24 protein-coding genes and 1 pseudogene are annotated in these 14,203 nt (G+C 69.0%); 23 read left to right on the forward strand and 2 right to left on the reverse strand.

What is annotated here, in order from left to right:
* The first annotated feature begins 1 nt into the window (after position 1).
* From ACGFZA_RS07510 to ACGFZA_RS07540, 7 genes are all read left to right on the forward strand, one after another.
* Positions 2-973 carry an ATP-binding protein gene (locus ACGFZA_RS07510; protein WP_393677920.1) on the forward strand — a complete coding sequence of 324 codons (972 nt, stop codon included), beginning with the start codon at positions 2-4 and terminating at the stop codon, positions 971-973.
* A 133-nt stretch (positions 974-1,106) separates the two neighbouring features.
* The gene (locus ACGFZA_RS07515) at positions 1,107-1,571 is read left to right on the forward strand and encodes an endonuclease domain-containing protein (protein ID WP_393677922.1); all 465 of its coding nucleotides are present in this window, start codon (positions 1,107-1,109) and stop codon (positions 1,569-1,571) included.
* Positions 1,565-1,873, forward strand: a complete 309-nt coding sequence (locus ACGFZA_RS07520) for a hypothetical protein (RefSeq protein ID WP_393677924.1) — start codon at positions 1,565-1,567, stop codon at positions 1,871-1,873. Before ACGFZA_RS07515 ends, ACGFZA_RS07520 begins: the two co-directional genes overlap by 7 nt.
* Positions 1,870-2,238, forward strand: coding sequence for a hypothetical protein (locus ACGFZA_RS07525; protein ID WP_393677926.1), 369 nt, complete (start codon positions 1,870-1,872; stop codon positions 2,236-2,238). The genes ACGFZA_RS07520 and ACGFZA_RS07525 overlap by 4 nt, the downstream gene beginning before the upstream one ends.
* Complete coding sequence (locus ACGFZA_RS07530; protein ID WP_393677928.1) at positions 2,235-2,570, forward strand: hypothetical protein; 336 nt, start codon at positions 2,235-2,237, stop codon at positions 2,568-2,570. Before ACGFZA_RS07525 ends, ACGFZA_RS07530 begins: the two co-directional genes overlap by 4 nt.
* Positions 2,567-3,439 (forward strand): hypothetical protein, encoded by an 873-nt coding sequence (locus ACGFZA_RS07535; protein ID WP_393677930.1) that lies wholly within the window; start codon positions 2,567-2,569, stop codon positions 3,437-3,439. The genes ACGFZA_RS07530 and ACGFZA_RS07535 overlap by 4 nt, the downstream gene beginning before the upstream one ends.
* Positions 3,436-3,678 (forward strand): WhiB family transcriptional regulator, encoded by a 243-nt coding sequence (locus ACGFZA_RS07540; protein ID WP_393677932.1) that lies wholly within the window; start codon positions 3,436-3,438, stop codon positions 3,676-3,678. Before ACGFZA_RS07535 ends, ACGFZA_RS07540 begins: the two co-directional genes overlap by 4 nt.
* A 95-nt stretch (positions 3,679-3,773) precedes the next feature.
* Here the strand turns inward: ACGFZA_RS07540 and ACGFZA_RS07545 are convergent, their stop codons facing one another.
* Entirely contained in the window at positions 3,774-4,238 is a 465-nt protein-coding gene (locus ACGFZA_RS07545) for a GIY-YIG nuclease family protein (RefSeq protein WP_393678879.1), read from the reverse strand.
* Positions 4,239-4,262: 24 nt separating this feature from the next.
* Entirely contained in the window at positions 4,263-4,526 is a 264-nt protein-coding gene (locus ACGFZA_RS07550) for a hypothetical protein (RefSeq protein ID WP_393677934.1), read from the reverse strand.
* A gap of 179 nt (positions 4,527-4,705) precedes the next feature.
* Between ACGFZA_RS07550 and ACGFZA_RS07555 the strand changes: the two genes are divergently transcribed.
* From ACGFZA_RS07555 to ACGFZA_RS07630, 16 genes and pseudogenes are all read left to right on the forward strand, one after another.
* On the forward strand, positions 4,706-6,412 hold the full coding sequence (locus tag ACGFZA_RS07555; RefSeq protein WP_393677936.1) for a DNA cytosine methyltransferase: 1,707 nt from the start codon (positions 4,706-4,708) through the stop codon (positions 6,410-6,412).
* Positions 6,413-6,526: 114 nt separating this feature from the next.
* A complete protein-coding gene (locus ACGFZA_RS07560; protein ID WP_393677938.1) occupies positions 6,527-7,663 on the forward strand; it encodes an HNH endonuclease in 1,137 nt (378 codons plus the stop codon).
* Entirely contained in the window at positions 7,660-8,406 is a 747-nt protein-coding gene (locus ACGFZA_RS07565; RefSeq protein WP_393677940.1) for a hypothetical protein, read from the forward strand. The genes ACGFZA_RS07560 and ACGFZA_RS07565 overlap by 4 nt, the downstream gene beginning before the upstream one ends.
* Positions 8,403-8,720 carry a hypothetical protein gene (locus ACGFZA_RS07570; RefSeq protein WP_393677942.1) on the forward strand — a complete coding sequence of 106 codons (318 nt, stop codon included), beginning with the start codon at positions 8,403-8,405 and terminating at the stop codon, positions 8,718-8,720. Before ACGFZA_RS07565 ends, ACGFZA_RS07570 begins: the two co-directional genes overlap by 4 nt.
* Positions 8,717-9,037 (forward strand): hypothetical protein, encoded by a 321-nt coding sequence (locus ACGFZA_RS07575; RefSeq protein WP_393677944.1) that lies wholly within the window; start codon positions 8,717-8,719, stop codon positions 9,035-9,037. Before ACGFZA_RS07570 ends, ACGFZA_RS07575 begins: the two co-directional genes overlap by 4 nt.
* Positions 9,034-9,348 (forward strand): hypothetical protein, encoded by a 315-nt coding sequence (locus tag ACGFZA_RS07580; RefSeq protein ID WP_393677946.1) that lies wholly within the window; start codon positions 9,034-9,036, stop codon positions 9,346-9,348. Before ACGFZA_RS07575 ends, ACGFZA_RS07580 begins: the two co-directional genes overlap by 4 nt.
* Positions 9,345-9,593, forward strand: coding sequence for a DUF6011 domain-containing protein (locus tag ACGFZA_RS07585; protein ID WP_393677948.1), 249 nt, complete (start codon positions 9,345-9,347; stop codon positions 9,591-9,593). The genes ACGFZA_RS07580 and ACGFZA_RS07585 overlap by 4 nt, the downstream gene beginning before the upstream one ends.
* Positions 9,593-10,090, forward strand: coding sequence for a hypothetical protein (locus ACGFZA_RS07590; protein ID WP_393677950.1), 498 nt, complete (start codon positions 9,593-9,595; stop codon positions 10,088-10,090). The genes ACGFZA_RS07585 and ACGFZA_RS07590 overlap by 1 nt, the downstream gene beginning before the upstream one ends.
* Positions 10,091-10,166: 76 nt before the next feature.
* The gene (locus ACGFZA_RS07595; protein WP_393677952.1) at positions 10,167-10,889 is read left to right on the forward strand and encodes a hypothetical protein; all 723 of its coding nucleotides are present in this window, start codon (positions 10,167-10,169) and stop codon (positions 10,887-10,889) included.
* Complete coding sequence (locus tag ACGFZA_RS07600; RefSeq protein ID WP_393677954.1) at positions 10,886-11,071, forward strand: hypothetical protein; 186 nt, start codon at positions 10,886-10,888, stop codon at positions 11,069-11,071. The genes ACGFZA_RS07595 and ACGFZA_RS07600 overlap by 4 nt, the downstream gene beginning before the upstream one ends.
* A gap of 145 nt (positions 11,072-11,216) precedes the next feature.
* Positions 11,217-11,522, forward strand: a complete 306-nt coding sequence (locus ACGFZA_RS07605; protein WP_393677956.1) for a hypothetical protein — start codon at positions 11,217-11,219, stop codon at positions 11,520-11,522.
* Positions 11,519-11,692, forward strand: a complete 174-nt coding sequence (locus tag ACGFZA_RS07610; protein WP_393677958.1) for a hypothetical protein — start codon at positions 11,519-11,521, stop codon at positions 11,690-11,692. Before ACGFZA_RS07605 ends, ACGFZA_RS07610 begins: the two co-directional genes overlap by 4 nt.
* 81 nt (positions 11,693-11,773) lie before the next feature.
* A pseudogene (locus tag ACGFZA_RS07615) lies at positions 11,774-12,154 on the forward strand (hypothetical protein); the annotation flags it as partial.
* A 233-nt stretch (positions 12,155-12,387) separates the two neighbouring features.
* Positions 12,388-12,576, forward strand: a complete 189-nt coding sequence (locus tag ACGFZA_RS07620; protein ID WP_393677960.1) for a hypothetical protein — start codon at positions 12,388-12,390, stop codon at positions 12,574-12,576.
* Entirely contained in the window at positions 12,573-12,749 is a 177-nt protein-coding gene (locus ACGFZA_RS07625; RefSeq protein WP_393677962.1) for a hypothetical protein, read from the forward strand. Before ACGFZA_RS07620 ends, ACGFZA_RS07625 begins: the two co-directional genes overlap by 4 nt.
* Before the next feature lie 465 nt (positions 12,750-13,214).
* Positions 13,215-14,018: a DUF3800 domain-containing protein gene (locus ACGFZA_RS07630; RefSeq protein ID WP_393677964.1), complete on the forward strand. Its 804-nt coding sequence runs from the start codon at positions 13,215-13,217 to the stop codon at positions 14,016-14,018.
* Positions 14,019-14,203: the final 185 nt, after the last annotated feature.

Raw genomic sequence — 14,203 nt, forward strand, 5'->3', positions numbered from 1 at the left:
CATGACCCTTCCCGCACCCACCCGCACCGGCCAGCAGGCACAAACCGGCAACCAGTACGACGACGGGCCGTTCACGTTCCGCCCGGCCACCAAGGACAAGGCCAAGGCCCGTGTCGCCATCCAGGGCGTCTCCGGCTCGGGCAAGACCTGGACTGGCCTGTCCGTCGCCCACGGGCTCAGCGAAGGGCAGCGGTTCGCTGTCATCGACACCGAGCGCGGCGCCGCCTCCCTGTACGTCGGCATCAACGGCATCCAGTTCGACGTCCTCCAGATGCACCGCTTCGACCCCCGAGACCTCGTCAAGGCCCTCGCCGCCGCCGCACAGGCCGGCTACGGCACCGTCTTCATCGACTCCCTCTCCCACTTCTGGAAGGGCGCCGACGGAACGCTGGAGCAGGTCGAGAAGGCCAAGTCGAAGTACGGCGGCAACAGCTTCGCGGGGTGGAAGGACGGCACCCCGATGCAGAACGACATGATCGACGCCCTCCTCACCTACCCGGGCCACATCGTCGTCACGATGCGCTCGCACACCGAGTGGGTCCTCCAGGAGAACGACCGAGGTCGCAAGGAGCCGGTCGCAATGGGGATGCGGGCCGAGCAGCGCAAGGGCGTCGAGTACGAGTTCGGAGTCGTCGCCGCGATGAACATCGACAACCAGCTGACCGTGCTGAAGTCCCGCTGCCCGTCGCTCCACAAGCGAGTCATCCAGGAACCCAACGGTGCAGCCGACATCGCGAAGCCCCTCCTGGACTGGCTGAACGACGGGGCCGAGTCCGTCGACACCAGCGCGTGGATCGATAGCGCGAGCGACGAGAGCGCCACGGCCGCACAGCTCCTGGACCTGTACCGCGAGGTCGAGTCCCACGGGGCACTCGCCACCCCGTTCTTGCACCCGGGGACGGGTCAGCCGACGAACCTCGGCGACTTCATCAAGGAGCGCGGCACTGCGCTCAAGGCCGCGTCCGCCGCCTAGCCACCCGCAGTCGGGGCCGTCCCGCCCGCGGAGCCGATGCCGCATTCGCAGATGACGGGTGGCCCTTCCCGATCGAAGCAGGAAGGGCCACGCCGTGACCGTACACCCGCCCCAAGAAGGAGGTAGAGATCCAATGCTGAGCCACGAGTCCAGCGACCAGGCGGAACTCGACGAAGTAACCAAGGCATGCAGGACCTGCGGGGACATCAAGCCGGAAAGCGCCTTCCATCGGGGGGGATACGGGCGCCGTCGGACTATCTGCAGCGCCTGCCGCAGCGCCGCGCGCCGTGGCAATCGAGGCGAAACGCCCGAACAGCGCCTCAAGCGCAAGCTCAAGGACGAATACCAGCTCACCGTTGCGCAGTACGAAGCACTCGTAGCCGCACAGGGTGGTTTGTGCGCTAGCTGCAACCGGGGCCCTGAAGCGGGTAGGCGGCTCGCCGTTGACCACTGCCACGCCACCGGGGTAGTGCGTGCTCTGCTCTGCACTCGCTGCAACTTGATCGTCGGGGTCTTCGAGAACAACCACCGAGAGGCCAGCGAATACCTCGCGGTGTACGGGGCCGGCAATCCGCTACTGAAGGTAGTGGCGTGGTGAGGGCCTTCTACCGCGGCTACAGCGCCGCCACCGGCCGCCGGGCCCAGCAGGTTCGCAACCTCCACGTCATGCGCGAGGACGGCAAGTTCGCCGGCAAGCAGGGCCTGTGCGGGGCGCCCGGCTGGGGTGTCACCCACTCGCCGCCGATGGTCATCGACCCGCTGCCGCCGGCCCCGCCGGAAGGCCTGGTCTGGTGCCGGTCCTGCGTCGGCCACGCCGCCGCCCTCGTCGGCCAGCTGGACGCGTTCGCCCGCATCATCGCCGCCCTCAACGACCTCGCAGACCAGGAGTGTGCGTCATGACCCGCCCCCTGACCGTTGCCGAGCGCCACGCCGCCGCAGCGAAAGACTTCCTCCTCGCCGACATAGCCCAGCAGTCCTCCTGGGACCAGTTCCTCGTCGAGCAGGCCGTGTACGCGGTCGCCCTGAACGAGCAGACGTTCAGCTGCAACCAGATGCGCGAACTCCTCCCCGAGCTCGGCCACGGCTTCCTCGGCGCCGCGATCAACGCTATGCGGCAGGGCGGACTCATCGAGCACACCGGCCAGTACGTGCCATCCACCAGCCAGGCCACCCACGGCCACCCCATCGCCGTGTGGCGACTGTCCATAAAGGGTTCCGAGGTCGCCGCCGAGCGCACCGCCCGGGCACAGGGGAGGGCGGCGTGAGCACCCTCGACGCTCTCCTCGCCGGCGGCCAGGCCCTGACCGTCAACCACGGCGCCGTGGACTACTGCATCAACACGGCCCTCCTGTACGGGCCCGGCGTCGTCCTCACCGCCGCCGTGGTCGCCACCTGGCGTGCGGCCTGGTGGGTTATCGACCGCTGCGACCAGTGGAGGAGCGACCGGGCCGACCGGCGTCGCTACACCGCGGTCGCTGCCCGGTTGCACCAGGTCGCCGACAACACCGACCGGCTCATCGCCACCGCCGGCGACGAACTCGCCGAGCAGCTCCTGCAGCAAATCTACGCCAACGACACCCGCGAGGGGGACCGATGAGCACCGCCACCCGGGCCAGAGGCCCGCTCGTCGACGCCGAGCCCGTCCGCCGCCATGTCCGTGAACTGATGGCAGCTGGCGCCGGATACGCCCGCATCGCAAAGGCCGCAGACGTCCCCGTGGCCACGGTCAACCACATGCTCTACACCCCCGGGGCGCGGCCGCGCACTCAACGGCTCACCATCAAGAACGCGCAGCGCCTTCTCTCCGTCCAGTTCCACCACATCTCCACCGGCCTCGTCGACAGCACCGGATCCCGCCGCCGCATCCAAGCCCTCATGGCGATCGGCTGGCCGCCCCGACACCTGGGCCCCCGACTCGGTTTGCACGAGCACTACGTCAGCGAGATCCAGCGCACTCCGAAGACACTGGCGAGCACCGCCCACGCCCTCGCCGTGACCTACAACGACCTGTGGAACAAGACGCCCGAGCTCCACGGAGTAACACCCCAGGCAGCCAATCGGTGCCGTAATTACGCCCGCGCCAACGGCTGGCCGCCGGCTGCCGCTTGGGACGACGACACCATCGATGACCCGGCGGCCCTGCCAGAGTGGACCGGCTTCTGCGGCACCGACCGCGGCTACTGGGTCCACGTCCAGCAGAAGGTCCCCATGTGCGAGGCCTGCAAGGCCGCGCACCAACAGTGGATCGCAGACCGCGCAGACATTGAGCCGATGCTCCGAAACCAGGCGATGTTCGCGGCACGCGCTGCCGCCGGAACCCGCGGCACCGACATCGCCACTGACGGCCGCGAACTCATTCGCCTTGGCTGCGACTACGAGCAGGCAGCCGCACGCCTCGGTATCACCCGCCAGCACCTCCAGCAGGAGCTGTGCCGCCACCCCGAAACAGCGAGGGAGGCGGCATGAGCACCAAGTCGTGGCGCGACGACGCCCTATGTCGACAGACCGACCCCGACCTCTTCATGCCCGAGGTGGGCGGCACGACAACCCCCGCAAAACGCGTCTGCATGGCCTGCCCGGTGCGCCGCCAATGCCTCAACTACGCAGTCGACGCCGAGGAGCGCTGGGGCATCTGGGGCGGGCTCGGCCAGCAAGAACTCCGCCGGCTCATCCGGGCACGGCGCGCAAAAACCGAGGCGGCATGACAACGGCGGGCCACCAGTGGGTGGCCCGCCAGACCGCGATGCACGCACGACAAAACCCCGCGGAGGCGCGGGGGAGGAGAGGAGGGGACGTGACGTCAGTCCGAGTCGGCAGTCAGATGCTCGTAGAGCGCTGGATTGACCTCCCGCAGAGCGTTGACGATGCGCTCGTTGCGCACAGCCTCTTCGCAGAACTGGGGATGCACGATCGCCACAGAGCGCCGACCGTAGTTCGTCAGCCAGCGCGGCTCGTGCTGCGTGCGCACCTGCTCGATGATCCTGCCGAGACGTGCGCGAGCGTCGCGCAGGGGAGTGTCGTGCGGCCCGGCCGCGGCGTGCATTGCGTTGAGGATCGGCCCTTCGCCCTTGATGGCTTCGGCTTCGGCGCAGCGGGCGGTTCCGCGGTCGGGGTGCCACTCGACGGCCTTCTCGGCGACGCGGTGCCACCAACTCATCTGAGCGTGCCACTTGAAGCGGACCTCAGGGTTGTTGGTGATACCGACGTAAAGCAGTTGGCCGTCGAAGGTGTAGAGGCGGTAGAGGGCGGTCCGCTGGGTTTCGATGTCGGGCGCTCAGGGTCTCCTCGGTCAGGCCGGGGAGTCTCCCCCCGGGTGAGCTTTCTTCCTGCTGGTGACAGTCGGCTCGCGAAGTCGGCCGATGTCGTGGGCCCGCGCAATGCGGCGGATCGTCTCGTAGCTGTAGCCGGTCGCGTCAGCGACAGTTTTCGGCTTCATCCCCCCGCGCAGAGCCTCGGCGACGGCGTCCGCGAATGCGGTGGCTGCGTCTTCCTCGGCCTGCTTCTTCGCGGCGGCAGCCTGCTTCAGGCGGGTCACGACTTCCTCCTCGGTCATGGCGGCATGGTCCCACAGGGATGTGTCCACATCCAGTTGCACAACCATAGCCAACATTCATGTGTCCAAGTGTATGTTGGCTATCAACGGAACGCCAGCAGTTCGAAAGACAACCCGAGACCTGGGGGCCTGGTTCCGTGCGCCCAGATCCCTGAGACCCAGCACACGAAGGGGCTCCAATGAGCTACCGAAACGACAGCGACGCGCTCAGTGTCATGGACTGGTTCTGTGGTGCAGGCGGCAGCAGCCAGGGCGCCCACTCCGTCCCCGGCGTCCGGGTCACCAGGGCCGCGAACCACTGGGCGAAGGCAATCGACTCCCACGAGGCGAACTTCCCCGAGGCCAGCCACTACCGCGGCGACATCCGTAAGGCGCCGGTCTGGGACTGGCCCGTCACCGACATCTTCTGGGCCTCGCCCGAGTGCACCAACTGGTCCGTGGCGAAGGGGAAGCGCCGCAACTTCGACAGCGCCATGCAGGGCTCGCTCCTCGATCTCCTCGTCGAGCAGCAGGAGGAGGAGCCGGCCGACCTGGAGGAGGAGTCGCGGGCGCTGATGGAGGAGGTGCCGCTGTACCTGCGCGGCGTCCAGGAGCGCGGCGGCCTCGTCAAGGCGGGGGTCGTCGAGAACGTGACGGACGTCCGGGCGTGGGATCAGTGGGACCGGTGGATCGGCGAGCTTCACAAGATGGGGTACCGGACCCGGATCATCGCTCTGAACTCGATGCACGCGAACCCGCGGTCGGTGCACGCTGCTCCGCAGTCCCGGGATCGCCTGTACGTGGGGTATTGGCACGAGTCGCTGGGTCGGACGCCGGACTGGGACAAGTGGCTGCGGCCGCGCGCCTGGTGCTCGGGCTGTGAGGCGTGGGTGCAGGCGATGCAGGTGTTCAAGACGCCGGGCCGGGACATGGGCCGCTACCGCACCCAGTACGTGTACCGGTGCCCGTCGACCAGATGCCGGAACCAGATCGTCGAGCCCGAGGCGTTGCCGGCTGCGGCTGCGATCGACTGGTCGATCCCGGGCCAGCGCATCGGGGACCGGGCCAAGCCCCTCGCGGACAAGACGATCGCCCGTATCCAGGCCGGGCTCAAGAAGTTCAGCCAGCCCGTTCCGATGATGGTCCCGGCCGGCGGGACGTGGCGAGACAACGCCGTCAGCGTCGGCGAGCCCATGGGGGCCCGCACTACTCGGGAGAACGACGGGCTGATGGTTCCGCCGCTCCTCGTGCCAGTTGAGGGCCGCGACGGGAAGGAAGCCCGCTCCGCGCACGACCCGCTGCGCACCATGACGACGCGGAACGAGACCGGGTTGGCCTGGCTGCCATTCATCGCCGAGCTCCGCGACGGCGGCTCAGTCGCCCGGTCCGTCACCGACGCCCTGGCCACCGTCACCGCCTCCGGAAACCACCACGGACTCGTCACGCCCGAGCTGCCCGCCATGGTCATGCGGAACAACTCGGTGCGCGGGAACGCCGGATACCTGAGCACGCCGGTCAGTGAGCCGGTCAGGGCACTGACGACGGCCGGCCACCAGTCGCTCGTCACCTGGAACGACATGCTCATCCCCTACTACGGCAAGACGACAGCGCGGTCGGTCCGGGAGCCCATAGGGGCTCTGTCCACCCGGGACCACTACGCCCTGGTCCGCGGTGACGTCGACATCAACGACGTGCGGTTCCGGATGCTCGAACCCCACGAGATCGGCCGGGCCATGAGCTTCGCCGACGACTACATCGTCCTCGGCTCGAAGCGCGACAAGGTCCGCCAATACGGCAACGCCGTCACCCCGAACGCCGCCGAGATCATCCTCTGCGCGCTCGTCGAGGCCGTCACCGGCGAGGAACTGGAGCGGTACGCCACACCCGAGCTGGCCGCCGCCGCATGACCACCCCCGGCCCGATACCGGCCCCCACCTGACCTGACCGCGGCCGACGGGCCGTTGCCGGCAGACCTATCCGTACCGCTCGAAAGAAGACCGTCAATGCCTCGCATCCGAACCGTGAAGCCGGAGTTCTGGGAAGACGAACTTCTCGGCGTCATGCCCCGCGACGCCCGGCTGCTGTTCGTCGCGACCTTCAACATGGCGGACGACGAGGGGATCCTGCGCTGGACGCCGGCCTACATCAAGGCACAGGCCTTCATGTACGACGACGACCTCAGCCTCAAGGACGTCGACCAGCTCATGCGCTGCCTCACCGACACAGGCCTGCTGTTCCCCTATGTCGCCGGTGTGGCCAAGCAGCAGATGGCTGTGGTCGTCAACTTCCGGAAGCACCAGCGGATCAACCGCCCGCAGAGGGGCAAGCTGCCACCACCGGTACTGGGCACCTGGCAGGTCCGCGAGATGTATGCGCGCCGCGACGGCTGGACGTGCCAGCTGTGCGGCAGTGAGATCCCGCGGCGGATCGTCGTTACCGATGCCCACAACTTGGCGATCGACCACATCCGCCCTGTTGCCGCGGGTGGCAGTGACCACCCGTCGAATGTCCGGGCAGTGCACCAGGTGTGCGGCCGTAGCCGCCGCTCCTCGGCACATGACGAGGAGTTCATCCCGCCTGCCGCACTGTCGGGCCTTGAAGACTCACTGAATGACTCACTGAACCGTTCAGTGAATGACTCAGTGAATGAAACTCACGCTCAGTCGAACTTTGAGCCTGAGATGAGCACGGACGGTGAGTTTTCTTCACTGAACCATTCACTGACGGAAGGGAAAGGAAAGGAAGGGAACAGGGAAAGGAAGGGAACCCCCCCTACCCCCCGGCAGTCGTCCAGCAGCCCCGCCGTCTCGCAGACGGGCGAGAGGGCCATCGAAGACCGGATGACCAAGGCCTTCCTCAACCGCTACAAGGCCGGGAACGCCTACAGCCAGCGCCAGGTCCGCAAGGTCATCGCTGACGCGCTGAGCAACGGCACCGACTCCGGCGAGCTGTGGAAGGCCCTTGAGCGCCTCGGCTCCCTCTCGAAGCCCGTCAGCGCCGGAACCCTCCAGTTCGCCTTCTCCGAGCTTCGCCAGGCCTCGAACGCCTCCAACGTCATCGCCCTGTCTTCCGGACAGGTGCTCTCCGGCACGGACGCCACCGTCGCCGGCTGGGCCGCCCTTGCTGCCTCTTTCGACTCCGAGGAGGAGTCCGCATGAACCAGAAGGAAGCCGCCGAACTGCTCGGCCACTGCTCAGCGTTCGACAACCGCAAGCCGTCCGCTGCCGCCGCCACCGCGTGGGCCGCCGCCCTCCACGACGTCCCGCTCGACCAGGACACCAAAGCTGCCGTCGCCGCGTACTACAGCACCCCACCGAAGGACCCCGACGCAAAGCTGTGGATTCAGCCGCACCACGTCAGCACCTTGCGTTCGAAGATCCGCAGCGCCCGGCTGGAGAACTTCCAGTACACGCCGATCGCCGACGAGACGCCGAGGGAGTACCTGGCCCGGTACCGCGGCCAGGTGCAGGCCATCGCCTCCGGCCGTGTAGCCCCACCCACTGATCGGCTGGCCCTCGAAGGCGGCCCTTCCGCCACTTTCATGCGCCAGCTCGAAGACCGAGGCTGGGAAGGCAACCGGGCCGTGCCCGACTCCGACGAGGAAACGCTGGCAGACACAGTGCGCCGGGCTGGACCCCTCGGTATCGAATGCCCTGCCTGCTCCGCCGCGATCGGCCACCCCTGCAACACCGGGCGGGCCACCGCGAAGTACCCGCTCGGCAAGCCGATGCCGAAGCCGCACGCCGCCCGGCTGCGGGAGGTATCCGGCGAAGCGCAGCTGACCGTCGAGCAGCGGGCCGCCCAGGAGCAGCGGATCCGTGAAGCGTCCGCCCGAACCCTGGCCCGCCTTGAAGCCGAGGAGAACATCCCGGACGCCGACATCGTCGAGGAGGCGTCATGACGGACCTCGACCCCGAAGACACCGCAGCGATGCGTAGGGAGAACGGCGGAAGAGATTTCCGGCTGTTCCTCCGCCAGCAGATTGCGAACGGCCAGGCCCGCCGCGTCGCACCGCCCGCGGTGAAGCCCCCACCCCCGCCCGGCCACCAGCACGGCGCCTGGCCGGCCGGGGCGAGACCGCCCGACCCGCCGCCCAGACGCCACACCGAAGCGGACTGGCAGTACGCCCTCGACCGCTACCGGACCGGCCACGGCCACGACAACGACCCCTGCCACTGCGGCAGCTGCCCGCCCACCACGAAGGAGAACCAGTGACGACTCACCGCTACGGGCAGACCGCCCCGATGCCCGACTCGATCCGCCACTTCATGCGGGCCGGCCAGCACCCCGCCCGAGCCATCCCCTGCCCCCACTGCGGTGCCGGAGCACACAAGCCCTGCCAGATCCCGTCCCGCGGCCTCGCACTGGCCCAAGTCCACCAGCAGCGGATGGCCGCCCGCGCCCAGATGGTCGCCTGCTGCCCCACCTGCCAGGTCACACCGACCGTCCCATGCCACACCAACGGCCGCGAACTCGCCAACGAGTCCGTGCACGCCGCCCGCTACACCGAAGCCGACAGGAGCGCCGCATGAACCGCCTCTGCCACATCGACGGCTGCGACAAGCCGGCCCGGCCCCAGCGGCGGCTGTGCCAAGCGCACCGGACCCGCGTTCGGCGCTACGGCGACCCGAACTTCACCCAGTGGGGCACCGCGGACGAGCTCGACGTCGAACTCGTCGTCACCGAACGCCGACCGGTACAAGGGCTCACCCGCCTCGAACGAGTCCTCGTCGCGCGCGGCCTGACCGCACGAGACGTACCCGCCCCCGAGATCGCCCGCATCGTCGGCGTCGACCCCCGAACTGTCGAACGTTGGCGGGCCAAAGACCGGCAAGCAGCATGACCACCCCGCCCGCGACGACGGGGACCGGTCCACTGGCCGACCGCGCACCTGCCCCGTCCTGCCGGGTGTGTGGGCGTGTGCTGCGCACGGAGCGGTCGCGGGTCGCAGGGGTCGGACCGGTCTGCCGCAGACGCTCACAGCCCCGTACAGCCGTTCGCATCCCGACCCCCACCCCCGACCACCACATCGACGGACAGACCGAACTGCCCCTCGTCCACCACCAAGCCACCCTCTGGAGCCTCTGATGACCGCCTTTGACACCGTCCTGACCGCTGGCCTGCGCTGGCTGTACGACACCGAGCAGCCCGACGACGCGTGGCAGGGGCACCACGGCCTACTGCTGCCACTGCCCGCGGCCAACCGGCTCTACGCCTTCGTTGCTGCCAACGACTGGGGGGACGCCGTCGTCGTGGTGGACGTGGCGAAGATCGAATGGATCGACAACGGACCGAACGAACTTCAGACTCCGGCGAACCCGCTGGAGCCCGACGAGCTGGACGTCTTGGCCGGCGAGCTCCGAGCCCTCGGGGTTGAGGTTGCCCGCACGTGGAACGGCCACCCCCAGACCACCGGGAGCGTCGGGCTGGCCCGGCCCGCCCATACGTCGCTGCTCGCCGCTGTCGAGCGGTATCACGCGGGCTGCCGTGTGCACCCGAAGCGCTTCGTGTTCTGCGATTGCGCTGACTGGCAGGCGGGTTTCACCCGGATCGTCCGGCCCGAGCTCGCTCCCACCGCCCCGTGACACGCAGTACGCCCCGGCCGGGGGATAGCCGGCCGGGGCGCCTCCCCACCCAACCACAGCACCCGAGGAGTCCCTGATGCCCGACACCACACCCACCACGCCCGCCGACGAGACCGAGGAGCAGCGCATCGACCGAGAGCAGACCGAGCGGGCTCACGCCGAGGGCGAGCACGCGTTCTGCGGGGTGACGTGCGAGGCCACGTTCCCCAGCGACATGCTCCGCAACGGCATCCTCTGCCGTGCCGTCCCGGGCTCGGCCACGATGCTCGACGAGCTGCTGCGCCGCGCGGCCCGGTTGGTCCTCGGCACCACCGACCAGCAGCCCACGACCGTCGACCGAGCCGCCGTGCTCACCTCGACGCTGCGGGAGGTGCTCGACACCTTCGGCCCGATGACCGAGGTCTACGGCGGTCCGGTGGCGTACTACGACGGATCGGCCGACATCACCCCGGCCCAGTACGAGGGGTGGCGCGCTGTCCTCGACGACGAGCCGAGCCGCATGGCCGACGAGGCGCAGCAGCCCGAGTGCACGTCCACACCGTGCCCGCACCCGGGCGACTGCCGCCACGGTTGCCGTGCCGCCGCCGACGAACTGTCCCGCGAGGCGCAGCCCGCCACCGACCAGCCGACCGAGGCCCTGTGCGGCAAGACGTTGGGCATCGGCTTCCCCAACCACCCGTACCGGCCGTGCGCCCGACCCGCTGGGCATGCCGAGGCGTACTGCCGTGACGCCACCGAGCAGCACCACTTTCTGGCCGCCACCGACCGGCCGGACACCGAGACCGAGGCGGCGAAGTGACCCAGCAACCCGAGACGTTCGGCCACGAGCCGACCCCCAACCAGCATCACGGACCCGTATGCGCCCGCTGCCACACCACGGTCACGCACTACGACGAGGCGTACCAGCCACACCGGTACGTCCGCCCCGTCCCCTGGCCGTGCACCACGGCCACCGTCCTCGGCTGCTACCCCGCCCCGTGACGGTGGCCCACCTCGCCCCGCACGTGGCTCTCCTGGCCGCTGTGACCGCCGCAGCAGTTATCTGCCTCCGGGAGGGCCACCGGGGACACCACCGGCCCGGACACGGGCGTGGGCGGCCCGACAACCACCCACCGAAGGAGACCCGATGACCGCCGCACTCCCCGACTTCCTCGTTCGCTACATCGAGAAGCGCGACGCCGCCCGCGCCGACGCCATCAACGCGTTCCTCGCCACCACCACCGAACGCGAGCGCGCCCTGATGAAGGACGCCGCCGTCATGGGCTACGTCCGAGGACGCACCCACCCGCAGGGCGAGAAGCACCCGAAGGACAGCGCCGTCCTTGCCGAGGTCATCGACGCCGCGTTCGCCTTCCCCGACCTGTACCCGGCCATCAACGCGCACCTCGCCGACGAGCCGGACGACACCGCCATCGAGGAGCCGACGCGGTGACCGGCCCCAGCAGCAGTCCGCGCGGCGAGCACACGCCCCGCCCCGGCACCCGGTGGGAGACCGAACTCCGCCCGACCGGCGAGCAGCTGGTGGCCGACGACCAGCCCGAGCCCCGCCCCAACCGGGCCACACGACGAGCAGCAGCACGACGCAACCGCCGCACCGCCTGACCCGTCGCCCGGCCGGACCCCCACCCGGCCGGGCACCCCGCCCGCACGAAGCCCGCACCACCACTCCCGAAGGAGATCCACATGTCGTACCCGCAACTGCTCACCCCGACCGAGAAGCTCGCCGAGGGCAAGGCCGGCCTCAACATTCCGACCGTCGTCGTGATCTGCGGCTCCACCCGCTTCATGACGGAGATGGAAGACGCCGACCGGCAGCTCACCTGGGCCGGGCACATCGTCGTCAAGCCCGGCTGCAACATGAAGGAGCCGCACCCGCTGTGGGCTGACGAGGTGCAGGCCGAGGCCGGCAAAGTCCGCCTCGACGACCTCCACCGGGCGAAGATCCGACTCGCCGACGAAGTGCTCGTCGTCGGCGACTACATCGGGGACTCCGCCCGCTCCGAGATTGCCTACGCCAGGGAGTTGGGCAAGCCGGTCCGGTTCACCCACCCCGAGATCGACCCTGGGGAGCCCGACGGAGATCCGGCCGTGGCCGACACCCAGCCCGAGGCGGCCATGACCGAAGAGTCACCCGTCGTTGCTCACGGCACCCTCGACGGTCGCACCCTGCTCTGCCTGCGCCACGAACGCCGTCCCGGCCTGCTCCCGATCTGGATCGACGACCTCGACGACGGCGGTATCTGCACCGAGTGCGGGGTCGATGTTCTAATCCCCGTCGCCACCGAGGAGCAGACCCGATGACCACCCCGACCCCGCGCCCGATGCGCCTGGCCGTGTCCCCGCGGACCGCCGAGATCCTGCGCCGCTGCTACCGCGGCGAGCAGTCCGCCGACGTGCTGGAGCGGGCCCTGCGAATGCTCGCCCAGGCCGACGGGCATCTCACCCCCGACGGCAGAATCCGCACCGCCCGGGAGGCCGCCCGGTGAACGACTGCGACCCGCTGTGGTTGCCCAACGAGTTGGCCACCACCGTGCCCCGCATGCGGCGCATACCCGTCGACTACAGCCGACCCGCCACCCGCAGGCCCACCCGCCACGACATGCACAAGCGGCGGCGCCGGCGCCGTGTCCGGACCGTGCCCACCGGGCGGTACCTGTGACCGGGCCCAGCAGGATTCCCCGCGGCGAACACCTCGTCACCCGCGTCGAAACCGTGTTCATGTCGAGAGCCGGGGAGCAGTACGACGCAGACCCGGCAGCCCTCGCGGACGTTGAGGACCTGCCGGCACCCGCCCCCGCCAACCGGGCCGCACGGCGAGCAGCACGAAAGAGGAAACGATGACACCCGGAGGGACCGCTCACTCCAATCCGACCGTAGCTGGAGGTCGGACTGGGCGTGGATTCAACGAGGTTGGGTGACAGCGGTCAAACAGTTTTCGCAGCAGCACAACAGCCGGTGTAACGTAACGTCACCGCGCGTGCGAGTAGAGCGAACGCCTGGTCGAAGAGCTAAAGACCCCCGGCGGAGCTGACCCGCCAGGGGTGAAACCAGAGGAGATCGAACCTCCCGTGGCACAGAACCACCGTAGCGTCCGCGGAGGCGCTCACCCCCGCCGGTCGGGACGATGACCGCGCAGGTGCACCCAGGTGCACTGCCAAAGCTCTATGTCTACGTCGACGAAACCGGCGACCGCGGGATCAGCGACAAGGCCTCGCCCTTCTTTGCCATGACCGCACTCATGGTTCCCGCCGAAGACGACTGGACCGTGCGCTACGCCGCAGCTGGCCTCCGCTCGATCATCCACACCAGCCAACCCGATCAGATGAAGCCGCTCCACTGGGTCGAGCACTTCAAGCGCAAGCACGTCGACCGCCGCTTCCGCGCCGCGAGCGCCCTCGCCGGCATGCCCTCCTCCCGAGTCGTCCACGTAGTTGTACCGAAGGCAGCGGCCCGAAATGCACCCGGCCTGCGGGACACCTCCCGCTTCTACAACTACACGACCCGACTGCTCCTCGAACGGGTCGCCTACGCCGCCTCGCAATGGGAAGGCGGGGGGCGTTTCGCGATCGTGCGCCTCGGAACCGTGCGAGGGATGGATCACCTTGAAACAGCCCGCTACCTCGATCGGGTACGTCAGAAGCGCGACTCCCAGTGGCAGGTGCCCTGGCACCTGATCAAGTGGCCGCCCGCCTGGACCGGGACCGACTGGGACGGCATCCAGCTCGCCGACCTCCATGCGGGCCTCCTCAACAGTGCGCTGATCGGCGCTCCAGACGACGAGGCATGCGCCGCGAACCTGCTGCTGTGTAAACACCAGCTCTACAGGTCACCGACCGGGCGGCTCCTCGGCTATGGCGTAAAGGTGCTCGGCACCGACACGGCGATCGTTACAAGCCGCTGCTGGTGGGAGAAGTGGTCGGTCTCATGACGCGACAAAGCCCCCTGGGGGGCTCCGGGGGCCACTGCCACCACTGAGGTGGAGGATCCAGTTGCCTGGTTCCGACCGATCCCGGCAGCCCTCCAGGGGGCTCGTCCGACACATAAAACGTACCCCATAAATGCTGGAGTAACAGCATTAGAGGGCCCCTGATGCACCCATCAGGGGCCCTAATT

Origin of the sequence: Streptomyces sp. NPDC048211 (assembly GCF_043202315.1) — a bacterium.
Taxonomy (GTDB): domain Bacteria; phylum Actinomycetota; class Actinomycetes; order Streptomycetales; family Streptomycetaceae; genus Streptomyces.